Origin of the sequence: Aeromonas sp. FDAARGOS 1407 (assembly GCF_019048725.1) — a bacterium.
Taxonomy (GTDB): domain Bacteria; phylum Pseudomonadota; class Gammaproteobacteria; order Enterobacterales; family Aeromonadaceae; genus Aeromonas; species Aeromonas enteropelogenes.
The window spans coordinates 2,738,895-2,758,464 of the sequence record NZ_CP077399.1; the positions used below are offsets into that span (position 1 = coordinate 2,738,895).

The window sequence follows — 19,570 nt, forward strand, 5'->3', positions numbered from 1 at the left end:
GTTCAGGTTCCTGTGCCAAGTTGCCAGCCTTGTGGCGCCAACTGCCAGGGGGCGGGGGGCGCATCTTGCGGCGGTTTGGCAAGATAAAGTGGGAATTGGGAAAAAATCTTTAGCAAGCGATATGCCAGCTCTTGCCAGTCTTGTGGTTTGAGTGGCTGGTGTGCCTGCCAGGCCAACTGCTGGCCGCTTAGGTCAAGGGTGAGCAGGCATGTCTCTTCCTGCCCTCCATCTTTTTGTAAAAAATGCCAGCGTTGGCCATCGGGCCGCAGCTGATAACCGGTTTGCGGCAGCAGCCAGGCGGTGAGGCGATCGAGTCCGAGGCCATCCACTTGCTGCTGACCGCGTTGGCGATACGCCTCAGCCTCTTGTTCCAGTGAGCGCAAGGCCTGCGCGAGCCACGAGGGGTCAGCGAGCTCGCTTAGCGTCAGGCGTTCGGCCAACTGGAAGCGGGCGATCACCTCGTCATTGAACTGCTGGTTGTCGACGATGGGCACCGCCAGGGTTGGCAGGCCGAGGCAGGCGCGCTCCCAGGTCATGCCGCCGGCGGCACCGATGGCAAAATCGTGGCGCGCCATCAACTGCGCCATCTGATCGCTCTGGCGCAACAAGTCGATGCCAAGCTCGGGCAGTTCGACAACCCTCTGCTGCAATTCGTTCCAGAAAGGGTTGGCGCCGCCCGCCACCAGGGTCCACTGGATGGTGCGGGCCCAGGGTAGACGAGCCAAGCTGTTGAGGGTGGTGAGACAGGCGCCGGCCGGATCGGCGCCGCCAAAGCAGATGAGTCCCCGTTGCCACTGAGCGATGTCTCGGCGTGCAAGCTGTCGGAAGGCCGGGCGCAGCAGCGCGTAATCGGTTCCCAGCAGCAGGCGACAGTTGTCTGGTATCAGGGGCTGATAGTCGGCTGCGGTGCGAAGAGGCCCCTGGTCCAGCAGTAGCTGACAGTGATGCGGTCGATCCGCCAGATCGTCGATCACCAGCAGTTGACAACAGTGGCGCGCCAGCGAGGCTTCAAGGGCTTGGTCGATGGCGTAGTGATCGACGATGAGCCAGGCCGGTCGTAGTCGGGACAGGGGCCCCGCATCATCCAGCGCAGCCAGAGGGTGGTAGTGGTGCAGCTTAAGCAGAGGCTGCAGGTGAGCCGGCAACCCATAACAGAGAAAGTGGCACTCGGCCCCCGCCACCTGCAACCGATCGGCGATGGCCAGGCAGCGCATCAGATGACCCAGCCCTATCTCGGGGCCTGCGTCGAGTCGAAATGCAATATCAAACGTCATGCTGGTGTAATACCCGATAGAGCAGTTCGGCCAGGCGCCAATCTTCCGGCGTATCGATGTCGACCACCCTGTGCCTTGGCAATATGTGTCCTATTCCTTCTCCGCCCACCGGGCTGATGCCGCCCAACCAGGCGGCGCGGCTGCCCCAGTAGAATTGTCCCGCATCCTGATAGGCGGGCTCCAGATCCTGAGAGCGCTTGGCCATCTGCTCTGGCCAGAAGGGAGTCACGCGTCCCTGCTCATCCATGCGCACTGCCCGTTGAATGGGAAAGCCGAATTCCGCCACCGAATAGACGAAGGGAGCCTGGCTTGCGAGCTGTCGCTGGTGGGCCGCCTTCAGGTCATCGGCCTGGATGAGCGGCACGGTGGCATAGATGCAGCAGTAGTGATCGCTGGTGACACCGAGCTCGTCGAGTCGCCGAATGGCATCGATCACCACCGGGGTGGTGCCGGTATGGTCGTCGGCGAGGTTGGCGGCGCGCAAAAAGGGCACGTCGGCGCCGAGCTGGCGTGCTACGCAGGCGACCTCCTCATCATCGGTAGAGACCACAATCTGGCTGAAACACTCCGCCGCTTTTGCGGCGTTGATGGCATAGGCGAGCATGGGCTGGCCGCAGAAGGGGCGAATATTCTTGCGCGGGATACGCTTGCTGCCTCCTCGGGCCGGGATGATGGCGATGGCCATGAAGTTTCTCCATGAAAAGCCGATATGACAGTAATAAGTAGGATTGTAACCCTGAATCCTTGGATGATGACAGTTGGCATGACCCAGGATCTTCGATTGAACTCATTGATGGCAAAAGAGATAATTGAAAATCACCGTGAAATGGACAGTGATATGACAGGTTTGAAAGAGTTTGCCCGCTACGGGGTCAAGCTGGTGGCGCTGGCACAGGATGATATCGAGATGGTGCGCCAGTGGCGCAACGATCCCAAGATTGCCGACCTGATGCTGGACAAGACCCATATCACGAGGGAGAAGCAGCAGCAGTGGTTTGCCAGACTGCAGCACGCCAAGGATCAGTTTTATTATCTGGTCTGGTTTAAAGATCAGCCCATCGGGGTCGCTTCTCTTATCAAAGTCAATCGTGACGCCCGGCATTGTGAACCGGGCATGTATATCTATGTCGATGAGTATCGCAACAACATAGTGCCCTTCTGCGTTGCCTTCGCCCTCAATGATCTGGCTTTTGAAGGGCTGGGTCTGTCACAGCTGTTTGGCAAGATATTTGCCAGCAATCAGGCTTCTGCTCGCTTTCACGAGGCGTGTGGCTACCGTCTTTACGAGACGCGGGAGGATGGCCTCGGTTTGTATGTGCTCGAGCGGGAGGCCTATTTCGCCGCTCGCGCCAAAATCGCTCGTTTTATAAGGTATTGATGATGCAACTAGAACAGATTTTCTCCGATGCACTGGGCATCGAGCTTGAACAGGTTTCCGATGCGCTCAGCTATCAGGGGATCCCCCAGTGGGACTCCGTCGCCCATATGGGCCTGATTGCCCAGCTGGAGGATCACTACGGTGTGCTGCTCGATACCGATGACATCATCGACATGAGCTCGGTCGCCAAGGCGCGGGAGATCCTGGCTAAATATGGCGTCGCCCTCTGATGACCGGCCTGTTGCAGGGTAAACGGGTACTGATCACCGGCGCTGGGCGCGGCATCGGTCTCGCCATCGCCCGGCAGTTTGCCGCCCAGGGCGCCGAGTTGTGGCTCAATGGTCGCGATGAGCAGGCCATCACCCGGATGGCAGAGGCGCTCGGCGTCGAGTTTGGCGTGCCTTGTATGCCGCTTTGCTTCGATGTGGCCGATCCGCAGGCGGTCAAGCAGGCCTTCCAGCAACTCTTTGGCCAGACCCGCCAGCTGGACGTGCTGGTCAACAATGCAGGGGTGCTGGACGATGCGTTGCTCGGCATGGTCCAGCAGCAGCAGATAGAGCGCACCTTCGCGACCAACAGTTACAGCACCCTCTATTGCAGCCAGTATGCGGCTCGCCTGATGCAACGCTCCGGCGGGGGCTGCATCATCAACATGGCGTCCATCATTGGCCGGGTAGGCAATGCCGGCCAAGCCGTCTATGCCGGCAGCAAGGCGGCGGTGATCGGGATCACCCAGTCACTGGCCAAAGAGCTGGCCGCGAGCCAGATCCGGGTCAATGCCATCGCCCCCGGCTTCATCGATACCGACATGGCGCGCTCTTTGCCGCCAGCCAAGTTTGACGAACGGGTAGCCAGCATTGCCATGGGACGTATCGGCACGCCGGACGAGGTCGCCAGCGTGGCCCTGTTCCTGGCCTCGGATCTGTCCCGTTATGTCACCGGTCAGGTGATCGGGGTCGATGGAGGCATGCTGATTTGAACGCGCCCGACTTGCTAACCCATCTGGTGGTGGGCAATAGCGCCCCTGCCTGGCGGGATCCCGATGAAGGCTGGCTCAGCTACGGCGAGCTGGCGCAGCGGGTAGCACGACTCGCCAAGGCCTACCCGAGCGGGCGTCAGCTGATCTACCTGCCCTTTGTGACCTCAACTCGCCACCTGATTCACTACCTGTTGGCCCTGCGTGATGGTCATGCACTCATGCTGGCCGATCCGGCCCAAGACGAGGAGACGCGCCGTGCCTTGTGCGAGCGGTTTGGCGCGAGCCTGGTTGTTACGTCGGAAGGCGGCCTCGTGCACCTTGGCGAGGCACCCGCTTTGCATCCAGAGCTTGCCTTGCTGCTGCCCACTTCAGGTAGCACGGGATCCAGCAAGTGGGTGCGGATCTCCCGGGCGAGCCTCAATGCCAACGCCGCCGCCATCGCCGAGTATCTGGCGCTGGACGGAGCGGAGCGGGCCATCACCAGCCTGCCGATCTTCTACTCCTTTGGCATGTCGGTGCTCAACAGCCATCTGCTGGTGGGCGCCTCGCTGGTGCAGAGCGCGGCCAGCCCTCTCGAACGCCAGTTTTGGGAGGAGGTCAATGCCCATCGGGTCACCAGCGTGGCCGGGGTGCCTTTCACTTTCCAGATGCTGAGTCGTTTGCGTTTTGACTGGCGCCGTTACCCCAGTCTCATGACCCTGACCCAGGCCGGTGGGCGCCTCGAACCGACTTTGGCGAGCCAGTTCGCCCATCAGGCTGCGTCACTGGGGCGTCGTTTTTTTGTCATGTATGGCCAGACCGAGGCGGCGCCGCGTATCGCCTGGCTGGGGCATGACGAAGTGCTGGTTGCCCCGGATGCCATCGGCCGCGCCGTACCGGGAGGGCATCTCTCCTTGCGCCCCGAACCGGGACTGCCCGAAGGGGAGGGAGAGCTGGTCTATGAAGGCCCCAACGTCATGCTGGGTTATGCCGAAGGCAGGGCTGAGCTGGCGCGCGGGCGCGAGGTGGAGGCTCTCTTTACCGGCGATCTGGCCCGCTGCGACGAGGCAGGACGGTTCTACCTGACCGGGCGTCTCAATCGCTTCCTGAAGCTCTTTGGCAAACGGGTGAGTCTGGCCGAGGTGGAGAGCTGGTTGCAGGCTCGGGGCCACTCCTGCGCCGCGACCGGTCGCGACGATCGCCTGCTGGTAGCCATCGAAGGGGAAGGGGTTGCATGCGATGTGCTGCAGGTCGAGGTTGCCCGCTGGTTGATGGTACCCCCTTCCTGCGTTCGCATTCGCATGCAGCCGTTGCCACGACGCAGCAATATGAAGATTGATTACCCGGCCCTGCTGACCCTGTTGGAGGCATCATGAACAGGTTGCTGGAGTCCCCCGTTTTCGACCTTGCCCAGCAGGAGAAGTCGGCTCTGTTGCTGGCGCGCCTCAACGAGCTGACTGCCCAGCATCAGCAAGCTTGTCCCCCTTACGCCAATATCTTGTCGGCCTTTGGCTGGGGGCAAGCTACGTCTTACGCTGAGCTACCCTATCTCGCCGCGCGCCTGTTCAAACTGGCCAAATGGCAGAGCGTGCCAGAGGAGGAGGTATTCAAGGTACTGACCTCATCGGGCACCACGGGGGCGCAGTCACAGATAGTGCTGGATCGGGAGACCGCCGCCCTGCAGAGCAAGGTGCTGGTGAAGATCTTGCAGGAGTTTGTCGGCAAGCAGCGTCTGCCCATGTTGCTGGTGGAGCAACCCGCGCTTATTCAAAATCGCAGCGGTTTTTCGGCTCGTGGGGCGGGTGCCCTGGGGCTCTCCTTCCTCGGGCGTGATCATACCTATGCCCTTGATGAGCAGATGCGGCCCAACTGGCCGGTCATCGAGGCATTTTGTGACAAATACGCCGGTCAGCCCGTGTTGCTGTTTGGCTTTACCTTCATGGTGTGGCAGTGCCTGCTGGAGCCGCTACGCGAGCGTGGTATACAGTTGCCCTTTGCCGAGGGCGTCCTGTTTCACAGCGGGGGCTGGAAGAAAATGCAGCATCTGGCGGTGGATAATCCGGCCTTCAAGCAGCGCTGTCACGAGCAACTGGATTTGCGTCGGGTGCACAATTTTTACGGCATGGTGGAGCAGGTGGGGTCGGTCTTCGTCGAGTGTGAACAGGGTCATCTCCATGCCCCCGTGTTTGCCGATCTGCTGGTGCGTGATCCGCTGACCCATCAACCGCTGGGGATGGGCCGGCCGGGCCTGTTGCAGGTGCTCTCGGCCATTCCCGGCAGTTATCCGGGTCACAGCCTGTTGACCGAAGATCTTGGCGTCTTGCTGGGAGAGGATGACTGCCCTTGTGGCCGCCGTGGCCGTTATTTTCATGTATCAGGGCGCCAGCCGGGCGCCGAGGTGAGAGGATGCAGCGACACCTTCCAGTAACCCTTTCGCAGGCTTTGCAGTGGCAGGGAGGTCCCGAGGTCAGTTTCGTGGCCCCTCTGGCGGATTGGCATGGTTTTATTGCCGACCCCTTGCCCTGCTTTGCCCCCGTCATCTGCGATTTCGTGGCGGCGCTGTCGACCCGTTTGCAGCAGGAGGGGCGGCGTTATCCCGATCTGGCCGCGCTGGGTTTCTGGCTTCGCCCGAGGAATATTGATGAGCAGCGCAAGCGCATGGCGGGGCGCATGCCGCTTGGTATGGTTTTTCATCTGGTGCCCTCCAACGTCCCGACAGTGGCCTTCTACTCCTGGTTGATGGCGCTCTTGACGGGCAACAGCTCGGTGGTGCGTCTCTCATCACGGATTGATCCGATGCAGGAGGCCATGCTGGCCATCCTGAACGAGCTGTTTCAACAACCCGGGTGGCGCCCTGTTGCCGAGCGTACCCGCTTCGTGCGTTACGGCCATGACGAGGGGATCACCGCCTGGCTGTCGGATCGCTGTCACCTGCGCATCGTCTGGGGTGGCGATGAAACCATCCGCCGGGTGCGAGCCATTCCGCTCTCCCCGAATGCCCAGGAAGTGGTGTTTCCGGATCGCCGTTCCATGGCGGTGCTCGACAGTCGTTGGCTGGCAGGGCTGGCGCCAGAACGATTGCAGCAAGTGCTGTCGGCCTTGCAGCAGGACTGTACCCGCTTCAATCAGCAGGCGTGCGCTTCGCCGACCACCCTCTGCTGGCTGGAAGAGCCAGATAATGACCTGCGCCGGCATGTGCTGGAGGCGGTGTTTGCTCCCTTCGCCCAGGATCCCGCGTTGGCCATGGAGCGCCTCATCAACAGTCAACAAAATGCCGCCATGGTGGGCGAGATGCAGTTGAGCACACTCCCGGGCGTCACCTTATTGACTCCTGCCACTTCGCTGCGGCTCCCTCATATCGGGGGAGGTACAGTTGCCGAATTTGTGGCCGATAACCTGATTGAGTTGCTGAAACAGCCTTGGGACATGCAAACCTGTGTCTGGGTGGGCGAACAAAAAGCGCAGTGCGAAGCCGTATTGGTAGAAGCAACAGCCTGTCGCATCGACAGGGTCGTGGCACCAGGACAGGCACTGGCATTCGAATGGCACTGGGATGGGCTCGATATGCTGCGAGTGTGCAGCCGTGGGCACACAAACGCGCAATAATGGTTGCGACCTCACAAAAAAACCAGATATTTCAATGAATTAACTTTATTTGGCACAGGCTTTGCAGTAAAAGTTCCCATCAAGGGGGAGAAAGGTTGACACAGACCGTGCGGTAGCCTTGCCGATTTTCCCCCGTTCGCTTCTTTTCTACTCATTTTCCTGGATCTCGTCATGAAACTCAGCGTATTGGTGCCGGTTTACAATCTGGAGCGCTTTATCGAACCCTGCCTGCTCAGCCTGCTCGAGCAGACAACCAATTTCGATTTTGAAGTGATCGCCATCGATGACGGCTCGAGCGATGGTTCCTGGTCCATCATGCAGCGCTTGGCAGCCCGGTTGCCGCGGCTGCGGGCATTGCAGAATCCGCAGAACATGGGGCTGGCCCAGACCCAGAGACGTCTGCTTGCCGAGGCGGGAGGTGAATATATTGCCTACGTTGATGGTGATGATCTTGCTCTGCCTGGCAAGTTGCAGGTACTGGCCGACTATCTGGATGTCCATCCCGGCTGTGCGCTCTGTTATCACGAGGCAGAGGTATTTGACAGCGAAACAGAAGAGGTTACGGCCCATTACAGCCGCGATTATTACAATGCTGCTTATATTCCCCGCCAGGCCAGTGCAGAACACTTGATCCGTTATGGCTGTTTCCCCAATGCCAGTTCGATCGCCTTTCGACGCCATCCTCACTTGCAGGAGGCGGTGGATACCGATTGCAAGATCATCCTCGACCATCCGTGGCACATCCTCAACGCCTTGTATGGCAAGGGGAGCGTCGATTTTATTCCCGAAGTGTATGGCCGTTACCGGATCCACTCCCATAGCTTTGGGGGACAAACCAAGCGTTCGCCAGAGCGGCGTGAACAGGTACTGGCTGATCAACTCAAAGCCTGTGATAACGCGCGTCCATTCGGGTTCGCCGAATCGGTTATCGCGGCAGGCAAGGCGCACTACCGTTTCGCGACGGCGCTCTATTTTCTCAAACAGGGCGATGTGATGCGTTTCGAGCGCTTCATCAATGAATCTGTGGTGGATGGCTGGTTCTTCGATGAGCGACATCAATTGGCCTGGGAGAATCGTGCTCAACCCACTATTGTGACGCAACAGCTTTTCGGGGCTTCTCAATGAGTTATCAGGCGATTGTCATCGGTGCCGGCCTATCCGGCGCCGTGATGGCCGAGCGGATGGCCAGTCAGCTTGGCTGGAAGGTGTTGGTGCTGGAGCAGCGCGACCATATTGCCGGAAACTGTTTCGATGAGTATGACGAGCATGGTGTGCTGGTACACCGCTACGGACCCCATCTCTTTCACACCGATAACCATGAGGTGTGGGAGTATCTGTCGGCCTTCACCGAGTGGCATCCCTACGAACATAAGGTGTTGTCACGTATCGACGGGCAATTGGTGCCGATCCCGTTCAACCTGACCAGCATCGAGCGCTGTTTCGAACCCGATACCGCTGTCGCCATGATAGCAGCCCTGCGCGAACGCTTTGGCGATGGGGCCAGGGTCCCCATTCTGGAACTGCGCAAGGAGGCTGATCCCCTGCTCGGTGAGCTGGCCGATTTCATCTATTGTAAGGCGTTTGTGAACTACACCAGCAAGCAGTGGGGGGTGCCTCCCGAACAGATATCCCCTGAAGTAACGGCGCGGGTACCCGTGGTGGTGAGCCGCGACGATCGCTACTTCACCGACGTCTACCAGGCGGTACCGAAGGACGGCTATGCCGCCATGGTCAGCCGCATGCTGGCGCAACCGGGTATCGAGCTGCAACTTGGCATGCCCATGTCAGCCAGGGTCGCGCTCGATGAAGCGAACCTGTGCGTCCTGCTCGATGGCGCCCCGTTTGGCGGCGTGCTGGTCTACACCGGTATGCTCGACGAGCTGTTGCCGGGCCAGCATGGGACGCTGCCCTATCGCTCCCTGCGCTTTGTGCACGAGCACCTGGCGCAGGCGTGCTTCCAGCCGGTCACGACAGTGAACTACCCCAACGAAGAGGCGTTTACTCGCATCACCGAGTTCAAGCACCTCACGGGTCAGCAGACAAACGGCACCAGCATAGTGAGGGAATACCCCTGTGCCTTTGAGCACGGCACCGTGCTCGAGCCCTACTACCCAATCTTTACTGACCAGGCCAGAGCCAGCTATGAGCGCTGCCGCGCCGCCATGCAGGTATTTCCTCAGCTGGTGACCCTGGGTCGACTCGCCGAGTACCGTTATTTCGATATGGATGATGCGGTTTCCAATGCCCTGGCACGCTTTCAGCAACTGGAGAAGGGGAGATGAGTCTGTCTCAACGTATGACCGCGCTGCAGGCTGCTCTGGCCGACCCGGATCTTCACGTCATTTCGTGCGATGTGTTCGATACACTTATCTTCAGGGAGACGGGCAGCCCGGAGTCGCTGTGGCGAGCGCTGGGTCGCGAGGCCTACCGGCAAGGTCTCTTCGATGATGACGATAGCGAGGCCTTCGTGGTGCGCCGCCAGAGTGCAGAAAAGGCAGCAAGAGAGCGCCAGCAGGTGTTGGCTGGTCACACCGAAGTCACGCTGGAACAGATTTATGCATGCTGGCCAAGCAGCCAGGGGGAGGCTCTGACAGCGCTCGAGCAAGTCCATGAATATGCCGACTGGCGTATCAATGGGGCCTTGGTCACAGCCCTGCACGAGCAACAGCAGAAAGGCCGTCGTCTGATCCTCATATCGGACATGTATCTGCCCGCCACGCTGATTGCTCGTTTCATGGGTGAATATGCGCCCATGCTGTCGTTCGACGCTATCTATGTTTCCGGGGAGCAGGGGGCCAGCAAACGTAGCGGTCTCTTGTATGCTCGGGTACTTGAGTCGTTGTCATGCCCTCCTACCCGTGTGCTACACATTGGCGATGACCGCATCACCGACCACCAGATGGCTCAGGCCGCCGGTCTGCGCTGTTTTCCTGTCCCTCTTGGTGAGGCGTATCTCGCTCAGGTTAAGCATGAGCAACGCCTCTATTCCCTCGATATGCCGGGACTTGAGCGAGTGAGACGTCTCTGGCCCTGGTATAGCCAGGGCGCGATGCTCTCCGAGTTGGCGGGTCGTGTTTATGGCCCCATTATCTTCGGTTTTGCCCGCTGGGTAGCCCACCGCTGTGAGCGACTTGGGATACGTACTCTCTATTGCTTGCTGCGAGAAGGCGAGCTAATCGCGAGCCTTATCCGGCTCTGTGGTGTGCCGGATTTGCGGGTTGAGACCCTGCATGTCTCTCGACGCTCTACCTTGCTGCCGAGCTTGGAGGTTTGGCATAGCGGCTGTCTGGCACAGTTGGTGCAGCGCCGCGGTTATACCCTGCACGAGCTGATGGAAGACCTCGGACAGCGCTGCCCTGCGTTTTGTGCATCTCGGTTGCAAGAGCCTCTCTTCGAGCTGGCAGCACAACCTTGTTGGAATGAGATAGTCACCTGGATTGACCAGCAACAGGTAGCCATCGAGGCACATCTTGCGCAACAGCGCGACCTGACGTGTGAATACTTGAGGCAGCAAGGGGTGCGCAATACGCCGGATGTCGCCATTCTGGACTGGGGATGCGGTGGCAGCTTGCTGCGCAACCTGCACAAGTTGGTGGAGCTGGATGAAACGTCTGGGTTCATGTTCTACAGCAGCCGCAGGGCAATGGATGTCGCCCTGCAGCAAAAACTGCATGTGTTTCAGCCTGCCGCTGCGCGTGAATGGTCCGCGGTGTTGGCCGCCTACCCGGAGATCAACGAGATCCTGCTTAATGGCACCTTGTGTTCTACCCGCTCCTATACCTACGCCGAGGCAGGGGTCTATCCGCTACCGGTGCAATCGCCTGAGCAGATGCCTTGGCAGCAGGAGGCATTGCAGGATTTCGCTCGGGAGGTGATGGCATGGGCCCGCCTGGCAAGTGAAACCGGTTGGTTAGTTTGTGAGCCGTCAGTGGACGAACGCCATTATCTGTTTGGGGTGCTATATCGGTTGGTCCAATATCCAACCTGGCAGGAGGCTGACAGCCTGGCCTGGTTACCTGTGCCCCTGAGTGCGGGAAAGAGTCGGGTACTGCTCAATTCTGCCCAGATCGATGCATTGCGGGAACTGGCTGAAGATGGTGAGCGCGCTTTCTTGTTGGGGCGTGACGGTGTGCACCCCATCACTCGTAGTGAACCCTGGTTCCCTGGGCTGGTGGCGCAGGCTTTTCCGGGTCAGTTACAAACGTTGGGAGAGCTCGCATGCCTGCAAGATGACGACAAAGTCGCCCCTGGGCTGCTGGCACAACTGCAGCGTCAAGAAATTACGAAGACCGCTCTCTACGGTGCAGGAGAGCTGGGACTTGGCGTGTATTCCTTACTGAGGCAGCACGGAATCATCATTACCCATGTTGTGGATCGTCGGGCAGAAGCGACCCGCTTCACTTTGGGGGAGCATGAGGTGATTACCCTGGCTGAAGCATTGGTCCAGGGCGTGACCTGTTTCACGGTAGCATCTCGTGCTTTTGCAATGGAAATTGAGGCGCAAATCAGGGCAGCCTGCACTACCGCCGGTGTGTCACCCAAGGTCATTGCCTTCGGATTGTGTGCCCCTAAACCTAGTCGGCAGTGATACAACGCGAAAAAGGACATCTTATGACATACGATGCTGACATGCTGAATGTCTCGTTTCATCATTGCCTGGCGGCATACAGCAAGGTGGTCATCTACGGCTTTGGCGCATTGGGGCGTGATTTGTATGCGCGCTACCGGGAGCGCTGTCCCAACATGGTCGTTGTGGATCAGTTTGCCAGTGTGGAGGGGGTCAACATAGTGCGACCTGAGGCGCTAGACATCGACAAGAACTGGTTGGTGGTCAATACGGTCATGGACCCTGTTGAGAATGGAAAAGTTTCCAGTATGTTCCGAATGCAGTGGCCCACCTCAAACTTGATAAGTTGCCGTGATTACCTGGTGTTAAGCCGTGATCAGGAGAAGATATGGCGATTCCAGTCCACTCTCCCGTGGACTGGTTATCTGCAAGAAACAGGGTGGTTGAGGGCATATTGTGCGAACCGCTCTCTGGATCAGGAGGGTGCTCCAATCCCTTGGACAACCTACGCTTTCATTGCTTTCATTGAGCCACGTCTTCATCAGGGGATGGCGGTTTTTGAATTTGGTGCCGGCAGTTCAACAATATGGTTTTCCAAACGAGTTGGGCGTGTTACCTCGGTGGAACATGATGAGCAATGGTTCAGACACATCCGTGAGAATAATGCTGATAATATCAGCATTCATTTTCAGCCACTCGAATATGGCGGCGAATATTCGCGATTTGCCCAGCGCAGTGATGAACGGTTTGACATCATTGTTGTTGATGGGCGTGACCGGGTAAATTGCATTATTGCGTCTTGCTCTCAGTTAAGTAATGGTGGTGTGATTGTGCTCGACGATGCTGAGAGGGAAAAGTATCAGCCGGGTGTGGAATGGTTGATAAAAACAGGATTCAAAAGATTGGATTTTTGGGGGATCGCTCCTGGGGTATTTAATAATAAATGCACCACGGTCTTCTATCGAGATAAAAACTGCATAGGTATTTGAGTATGCTAGAAATATCCGAGAAAGGAATTAAGTTATACGCAGGGGATATTCCTACCAATAGTCGCTATACAGGCTTAATCGGTCTGTCACTGAATCAGGAAAATGATACTCATATACCTTGTGATTTGACTAACCCCCCTTACCCTTTCGATGACAATACCGTCGACTTCTTCCAGTCTGAAGATGTTTTTGAACATATTCCTTATACTGCGTTGCCTGCAGTATTCGATGAAATTTTCAGAATTCTTAGACCGGGTGCTCTCTTTAGACTATCGTTGCCTGATTATTATTGCGACGTGCTTTATAAGCGAAGTGTCTACGATTTTAATGGTAATATTGTCTTCGACCCTCTCGGGGGTGGGACGTTCGAAGAGCCGGGGCATGTCTGGTTTCCAACATTTGAAAGCGTCAGTAAACTTATTTCTTCAAGCCGCTTTGAAAAAGATGGTCATGTTCATTATTTGCATTATTACGTGGACAGAGAACAATTTGTCGTTAAACCGATAGATTACTCTATGGGTTACATTCAACGTACACCTGACAATGACCCACGAGTTTCATCGCCATATCGTCCAATGTCGCTGGTTGTTGATCTTTACAAGGGGATGGCATGAGCAACACACGCGCTCCAATTATTCTGTTTGTCTATAATCGGCTTTGGCATACCCAGCAAACGTTAAACGCGTTGATGCAAAATGAGCTGGCGGCTGAAAGTGATCTCATTGTATATAGTGATGGGGGAAAAGATACTGCCTCGTGGGAGCAGGTTAGCGCGGTTCGTGAGTATATTGGAATGATCAGCGGATTCAAAAGTATTACGCTGATTAATCGAGATTATAATTGGGGCTTGGCTGATAATATCATCAGTGGTGTGACTGAAACATTGAGTCATCATAGTCATGTGATCGTCCTCGAAGATGACATAATCACCAGTAGATACTTCCTTCGATATATGAATGAGGCATTGTCATTTTATGAGTCACACGATGATGTAATGCATATCGGTGGCTATGTGCCTAACATCCATTTTGAAGAAGAAAGCCACTTCTTCCTGAATCGGACCATGTATTGCTGGGGATGGGCAACTTGGCGCAGCGCTTGGAAACATTTCACTCGTGATGTCTCACAAATTGATGCTGCGATCACCTCTAATGAGATTATTCATGAAATGAACCTTCAAGGGTGTAATCCTGGTGTTTATGAGCAGTTTTTGGCTAACAAGGCAGGTAAGATAAGAACTTGGGCCGTTTTCTGGTATTTAAGTATTTTCTTGAAAAATGGCTTATGCCTAGTGCCGAAACGATCATTCACCCATAATATAGGGAATGATTCATCGGGTGTACACTGTGGTACCACCACTTTCTTTGACACAGCTGTATCAGAATATTATTTCAATGACTTTAACAGCTATATCGTAGAAGATGAGATGTGCTTGGGGCTGCTCAAAAAATTTTACCGAGGTTAATCATGTCCTATGAAAATCAAATGATGCTGCTTGGTAAATTACATGTTGACCGCATCAAGAATATTCAGTTATACCAAGGTATTCCTGATGTCGAATTCAAGGTGTTTTCGCAGTGGGGGCAGGATGGTATTATTCAGTACCTGATTAATAGAATCCCAATGAGTAATAAGGTTTTTATTGAGTTTGGTGTGGAAAACTACCGGGAGTCGAATACACGTTTTTTGATGATGAATGACAACTGGTCTGGCTTGGTCATTGACGGTTCACAAGAGAATATTGATTTTATTCAGTCTGAGGGATTGTACTGGAAGTATGATATCAATGCTGTTAAGTCCTTCATTACCCGAGATAATATAGACTGGCTTATTAAAAGTAACTTACCCGGGCGTGATGCTGATCTGTTAAGTATAGATATTGATGGAAACGATTATTGGGTATGGGACGCTATTCATTGCATCAATCCTTCTATTGTGATTTGTGAATATAATTCTGTTTTTGGTAACGGAGCTAAAATTACGGTTCCCTATAGAGACGATTTTTACAGGACCCAAGCTCATCACAGTAATCTTTACTTCGGGGCATCACTCAGCGCATTGATTTCGCTGGCTGAGAGAAAGGGTTATGTATTTTTTGGCGCGACCAGTGCAGGGAATGATGCTTTCTTCATCCGTAAGGACCATGCTCACTGTGTTGCACAAGAACTAGAATATGCTCGCTATGTTTATTCAAAAGCCAGAGAGTCGCGTGGGCAAGATGGATCGCTGACTTATCTGAGAGATATACAGCGGATCGCTTGTATCGAAGAGATGGAAGTCTGGGATTTAGACACTTCGGATACGGTGAAGATCTCTTCCCTTTTGGAGCAAGGTAGAATCATTTATGAGTGATAGTGATCACTATTACGACGCAAGAAATATGGGTGGGCTGCAACATCAGTTCCATACCCCCCGATATGTCATACCTTATTTGCCAAAGAATAAAGATGCGTTCATCCTCGATATCGGTTGTGGTGTTGGAAACTTTGTCGGTGATTGTGTTGTCACCCATGGTCGAATCAATGTAAAAGGCATTGATATATCTGATGATGCGGTAAATTATGCTCGGTCGATAAATCTTCCTGTGGAGAAAATAGAGAGTATTGCATCGTTTGCGAAGGCATCTGCGGAAAAGTATGATTTCATACTGATGAGCCATGTGCTTGAACATCTTGATAAGAAAACAATTGTTGATACGTTGCGTATCATCAAGGATGAACTTTTGCAGGATGATGGAGTACTCTTTATTGCAGTGCCTAATGCTCAGTCGTCTACTCATGCCTATTGGGCCTATGAGGATTTTACCCATACGCTGTTATTCACCACGGGTAGTCTCATGTATGTTATGAAGTCTTCTGGTTTTCAGCATTATGAGTTTGTCGATCTTGATGCATTCATTGGCGAAACAGCATGGAATGCTTGTTTCAGACGGATACTATTATCTGCCTACAAGGCAATGAAGCTATTTGAACGATATATTACTCGAAGCTACTATCATCAACAGAGTCCGATTTCATTTGCGTATGAACTGAAATTGGTGGGATACAAGAAAGAGTGAAGCGCTTACTCATCGTCAAACTAGATGGTATCGGTGATTACGTCCTGATTCATAACTATATTGACCTACTTTGCCGGGAAGGAACATTTTCTGGCTGGCATGTCACGATGTTGTGTAACGAGATCTGGGCATCATTGGTCTATACATTATTGCCCGATGTGAATTGTGTGCCGCTTGATATCCGGCAGTATGAAAAAAATGCCTGGTATCGCTTTTCACTCGAGCAGAAATTGAATGCTGAAGCATTTGATGTAGTCATTCATCCTGTTTACTCGAGATGTGCTTGGGTGGATTTGTTGATAGAAGGCATTCATTCCGGGCGAAAAATAGGGTTTGCCGGTGATACTTCCAATATGACGGAGGAGGATAAGAAATATACGGACTCTTTCTATCATGAGCTCATCGAAACTGGGTCAGGGCGACAATTTGAATTCGATAGAAACCGTATTTTCTTCGAGAGTGTTACAGGCATCTCCTCGTTTCTGTCCAATCCTGTGATTCGAGTTTGCAGTGAGGAAGTGCTGACTCCACCTTTTCGTGACTATGCGGTCATGGTCATCGGGGCTGCCGACACGAAGAGAAAATGGCATCCCGAGTATTATGCCCGATTGGGACAGAAACTTCGTGACGACTATGGTATGCCACTGGTGTTGTGTGGTGGTCCAACTGAGGTGAATGAGTCCATCATCATAGAAAGGGCACTGGGGCAGGCATGCATCAACCTTGTAGGGGCCACTTCACTTGCTGACATGCTTGGTATCCTGAGTGCCAGCACCATCGTCATTGGAAACGATACCGGGCTATTGCATCTGGCAGTCGCGTTGGAGAAACAGGCCGTTGTGATATCCAACGGCAATCATCTGCATCGCTTTGTCCCCTATTCAGAATTGTCTGACCGCTATCGCTGTGCACTGCCTTTTGACATGCTCACGTTGAGTGAGGCTGATCTGAATACCTACTATGCGGGGTCTGATATCGATATCAATACCATTGGTGTGGAAGAGGCTTATTGCCAGGTGAGTGCATTGCTGGGCCCATCAAAATCATGCTCGACTTCAGCGACTGTGCATTCCCGGCACCCATTTCGGGCCTATAGTGCGTCAGCGGAAATGTTCTACCGGCATAATGGCAAGATGCTCCAGTTTGTTGAACGCATCAAAAGTCAACATGAACGGATCATGGTGTATGGATTCTCCTCCCTGGGGCAGATTCTGGCCGCATTGCTTGACGGTGTATTTGTCGGCTATGTCGATCTTTGTGCAATGAAATTAAAAAGTGCAGCAGATGGTGAGCTGCTTATATATCCACCAGAGCAACTTGCCGAACAATCGTTCGATGTGATTCTGATTAGCTTGCTTGGTCGAGAGGATACGATAGAGGCTTTGCTGATTGAACAAGTTGGTATTGCGCAGAACAAGGTATTAAGAGTAGATATATGATTCCCACTCATCATCAAAAAATAACAGTCATCACTGTTGTTTATAATGCAAAAGATTGTATTGAGAGAACAATAAAAAGCGTAGTTGGTCAAATTGACTGTGACCTTGAATATATCATCATCGATGGTGCCAGCACGGATGGTACGGTGGATATTATCCAGAAATATCGCCATTACCTTTCATATTGGGTGAGTGAGAAAGATGGAGGTATCTATGAGGCCATGAATAAGGGCATCGATGCCTCTACAGGTGACTGGATAATTTTCATGAATGCCGGCGATTATTTCTGTGACTCAGATACCATTAGCATGGTTATTCCACACCTCACCCAGGACAATGACATTGTCTCTGGTGACATCTATCTCTGGGAGGCAGGTGAGAGAATGTATACTCATGCCAAAGGCCTTGATAAGGCCATGGAGGGTATGTTCTGTTTTCACCAGACAATGTTTACCCGGACTGCACTTTGTAAAAAGTACAAGTTTGACACGAGTTTCAAGATTGCTGGTGATTATGATTTTGCATTGAAATGCCTGATGAATGGTGCACAATTCGCATACCTTTCATTTCCCATCGCTAATTTTTTTTCCGGCGGCCTCTCCTATAAATATCTCATGAAGGCAAAAATTGAAGACATGTTTATCCAGTCCAAGTATATTGAACCCATTGAAAAGATATTTGATACCCCTTCCTATGCTACATTGAAAAAAATTAATTCCAATAATAATAATTATTATTTTTCCACGTTATTTAACGAACTGGTAGGACAATTATCCTCAATCTTTGCCACTCGTCGTCGAGTTGTGTTGTACGGTTATGGCCAGATTGGGCAATTTATTTATGGTCTCTATCATTCGCAACTGCTCTTGACTGTTGATATGAGCGAGCAGACTCGCAACGCATTTGACTTCGTGGTGCACCCCTCCACCTTAAAGGAATACGACTGTGACCTTGTTCTTATCTCTGTGCTGGGTCGGGAGCGGGAGATCTATGAATATTTGCAGCAGCAGTGTGGTATCGATCCCGACAAGATCGCTACCTTGTCGCTCTAGCGGATGCCGTTGATGACGTCCCGATAGAGCTGGAGATAGCGTTGGAACAGCAATTCCATGGAGTAGTTGTCCTCTACCTTCTTTCTGGCGTTTTGTCCCATCACACTGAGATGTCCACTGCGATAGGCCGTGATGATGTGGTGTGCCAATGCGCCGGTGTCTCTGTTGTCGACGAGCACGCCATCCTCCCCCTGAGTGATCAACTCGGGCACGCCACCGGTCTTGAAGCCAAAGACGGGGGTCTGCGATGACATGGCCTCGAGGGAGGCGATCGATTGTACTTCCGCGATCGTCGTATTGAGGTAGATGTCTGCTGCAGAGTAGTATTTCCCCAACACCTCTCGATCAGCAATAAATCCAGTGCATCGATAATCAAAGGTCGTCAGTCTGCCTAGCAGTGCGGGATCTTTCTCACCCACCACAAGAATAAAGGGGTTTAATTCCCTCAGCTTGTCAATGACATCGATGGCGAAGTGCAACCCTTTGAATGGGTTGTTTTTGGCTGCCGAGGAGAGAAGTATGACGAAGCGGTCCTCGGGGAGGGAGAGTGCTTGTCGTATCGCATGCTTGTCATGTGCGCAAAACAGCTTGGTATCGACCCCGTTGGGGATGATCGTCGGATATCTATCCAGTAAGCCGGTGTCATAGACGAAATCGGCCAACCATTTCGAGGGTGCCACGTAATGTATGTGGCTTTTGTGGTGCACATATGCCTTTAATTTTCTGAATAGAAAGGACAAATCAAGGTTCTTTCCGAGCGGAAGCGTGTTTATCTGCGGGCACGGGAAACAGTGCGTCTGATACTTGTCACAGCCCAGGGGGTTGATGCAACCGCCCGTGACTGGTGAGCAATCGTGTAGGGTCCATATCACCGGCCTGTGGTGATCGCTCAACCATTTCAGAGTTAATGGCGAGATGGCTGTTGAGAGATCGTGAAAGTGAAAGAGGTCATAGTGGTGTTGCTCGTCATGTTGGCGAATGACCTTCTTTTCGAAGGGAATCAACTCCTGCAGACCCAGACTGAGCAGGCGATGGTAAATCTTCTTCTCATTCTGGGTATAGAGAGGCAGGGTCTCCTCATAACGCGATGAGCGGGCGAAGTGATCGGCGTGGTGATTGTGGTGCCTAAACTGTGCCACCAGATCTTCCGCGCAGCGGCTGGCACCGCCACCACTTCGGTCGGCCTTGCTCAAAATGGCTACTTTCATCGCTGTCTCTGCCGGAGTGGCCCTGTTGGATAAGAATCTGG

General features: G+C 53.8%; 19 protein-coding genes. 16 read left to right on the plus strand and 3 right to left on the minus strand.

All coding sequences use genetic code 11. The annotated features are described in order from the left end of the window. Positions 1-2: 2 nt before the first annotated feature. Both pseG and pseF read right to left on the minus strand, forming a co-directional pair. Positions 3-1,274: a UDP-2,4-diacetamido-2,4,6-trideoxy-beta-L-altropyranose hydrolase gene (pseG, locus tag I6L37_RS13105; RefSeq protein ID WP_216992061.1), complete on the minus strand. Its 1,272-nt coding sequence runs from the start codon at positions 1,272-1,274 to the stop codon at positions 3-5. Then, positions 1,264-1,959, minus strand: coding sequence for a pseudaminic acid cytidylyltransferase (gene pseF / locus I6L37_RS13110; RefSeq protein WP_216992062.1), 696 nt, complete (start codon positions 1,957-1,959; stop codon positions 1,264-1,266). The genes pseG and pseF overlap by 11 nt, the downstream gene beginning before the upstream one ends. Before the next feature lie 153 nt (positions 1,960-2,112). Between pseF and I6L37_RS13115 the strand changes: the two genes are divergently transcribed. The 16 genes from I6L37_RS13115 to I6L37_RS13190 all read left to right on the plus strand — a co-directional run bounded on the left by I6L37_RS13115 (position 2,113) and on the right by I6L37_RS13190 (position 18,321). Continuing rightward, positions 2,113-2,652: a GNAT family N-acetyltransferase gene (locus tag I6L37_RS13115; protein WP_216992063.1), complete on the plus strand. Its 540-nt coding sequence runs from the start codon at positions 2,113-2,115 to the stop codon at positions 2,650-2,652. After that, a complete protein-coding gene (locus tag I6L37_RS13120) occupies positions 2,649-2,882 on the plus strand; it encodes an acyl carrier protein (protein WP_103261815.1) in 234 nt (77 codons plus the stop codon). The genes I6L37_RS13115 and I6L37_RS13120 overlap by 4 nt, the downstream gene beginning before the upstream one ends. Beyond that, the gene (locus tag I6L37_RS13125) at positions 2,882-3,631 is read left to right on the plus strand and encodes an SDR family NAD(P)-dependent oxidoreductase (RefSeq protein ID WP_216992064.1); all 750 of its coding nucleotides are present in this window, start codon (positions 2,882-2,884) and stop codon (positions 3,629-3,631) included. The genes I6L37_RS13120 and I6L37_RS13125 overlap by 1 nt, the downstream gene beginning before the upstream one ends. Further along, a complete protein-coding gene (locus I6L37_RS13130; protein ID WP_216992065.1) occupies positions 3,628-4,986 on the plus strand; it encodes an AMP-binding protein in 1,359 nt (452 codons plus the stop codon). Before I6L37_RS13125 ends, I6L37_RS13130 begins: the two co-directional genes overlap by 4 nt. After that, a complete protein-coding gene (locus I6L37_RS13135) occupies positions 4,983-6,038 on the plus strand; it encodes an acyl-protein synthetase (protein ID WP_216992066.1) in 1,056 nt (351 codons plus the stop codon). Before I6L37_RS13130 ends, I6L37_RS13135 begins: the two co-directional genes overlap by 4 nt. Further along, complete coding sequence (locus I6L37_RS13140) at positions 6,017-7,216, plus strand: acyl-CoA reductase (protein WP_216992067.1); 1,200 nt, start codon at positions 6,017-6,019, stop codon at positions 7,214-7,216. The genes I6L37_RS13135 and I6L37_RS13140 overlap by 22 nt, the downstream gene beginning before the upstream one ends. A gap of 171 nt (positions 7,217-7,387) precedes the next feature. Next, complete coding sequence (locus I6L37_RS13145) at positions 7,388-8,341, plus strand: glycosyltransferase (RefSeq protein WP_216992068.1); 954 nt, start codon at positions 7,388-7,390, stop codon at positions 8,339-8,341. Beyond that, positions 8,338-9,498 (plus strand): UDP-galactopyranose mutase, encoded by a 1,161-nt coding sequence (gene glf / locus I6L37_RS13150; protein WP_216992069.1) that lies wholly within the window; start codon positions 8,338-8,340, stop codon positions 9,496-9,498. Before I6L37_RS13145 ends, glf begins: the two co-directional genes overlap by 4 nt. Then, positions 9,495-11,804 carry an HAD-IA family hydrolase gene (locus tag I6L37_RS13155; RefSeq protein ID WP_216992070.1) on the plus strand — a complete coding sequence of 770 codons (2,310 nt, stop codon included), beginning with the start codon at positions 9,495-9,497 and terminating at the stop codon, positions 11,802-11,804. Before glf ends, I6L37_RS13155 begins: the two co-directional genes overlap by 4 nt. Positions 11,805-11,827: 23 nt before the next feature. Next, positions 11,828-12,772: a class I SAM-dependent methyltransferase gene (locus tag I6L37_RS13160; protein WP_216992071.1), complete on the plus strand. Its 945-nt coding sequence runs from the start codon at positions 11,828-11,830 to the stop codon at positions 12,770-12,772. A 2-nt stretch (positions 12,773-12,774) separates the two neighbouring features. Continuing rightward, complete coding sequence (locus tag I6L37_RS13165) at positions 12,775-13,386, plus strand: class I SAM-dependent methyltransferase (protein WP_216992072.1); 612 nt, start codon at positions 12,775-12,777, stop codon at positions 13,384-13,386. Further along, positions 13,383-14,237: a glycosyltransferase gene (locus I6L37_RS13170; protein WP_216992073.1), complete on the plus strand. Its 855-nt coding sequence runs from the start codon at positions 13,383-13,385 to the stop codon at positions 14,235-14,237. The genes I6L37_RS13165 and I6L37_RS13170 overlap by 4 nt, the downstream gene beginning before the upstream one ends. A 2-nt stretch (positions 14,238-14,239) precedes the next feature. Next, a complete protein-coding gene (locus I6L37_RS13175; protein WP_216992074.1) occupies positions 14,240-15,124 on the plus strand; it encodes a hypothetical protein in 885 nt (294 codons plus the stop codon). Beyond that, a complete protein-coding gene (locus tag I6L37_RS13180; RefSeq protein WP_216992075.1) occupies positions 15,117-15,830 on the plus strand; it encodes a bifunctional 2-polyprenyl-6-hydroxyphenol methylase/3-demethylubiquinol 3-O-methyltransferase UbiG in 714 nt (237 codons plus the stop codon). The genes I6L37_RS13175 and I6L37_RS13180 overlap by 8 nt, the downstream gene beginning before the upstream one ends. Next, entirely contained in the window at positions 15,827-17,269 is a 1,443-nt protein-coding gene (locus I6L37_RS13185) for a glycosyltransferase family 9 protein (protein ID WP_216992076.1), read from the plus strand. Before I6L37_RS13180 ends, I6L37_RS13185 begins: the two co-directional genes overlap by 4 nt. After that, positions 17,266-18,321, plus strand: a complete 1,056-nt coding sequence (locus I6L37_RS13190; RefSeq protein ID WP_216992077.1) for a glycosyltransferase family 2 protein — start codon at positions 17,266-17,268, stop codon at positions 18,319-18,321. The genes I6L37_RS13185 and I6L37_RS13190 overlap by 4 nt, the downstream gene beginning before the upstream one ends. Here I6L37_RS13190 and I6L37_RS13195 read toward each other — a convergent pair. Further along, a complete protein-coding gene (locus I6L37_RS13195; RefSeq protein ID WP_216992078.1) occupies positions 18,318-19,529 on the minus strand; it encodes a glycosyltransferase in 1,212 nt (403 codons plus the stop codon). The two genes, I6L37_RS13190 and I6L37_RS13195, sit on opposite strands and share 4 nt — an antisense overlap. Between the last annotated feature and the right edge of the window lie 41 nt (positions 19,530-19,570).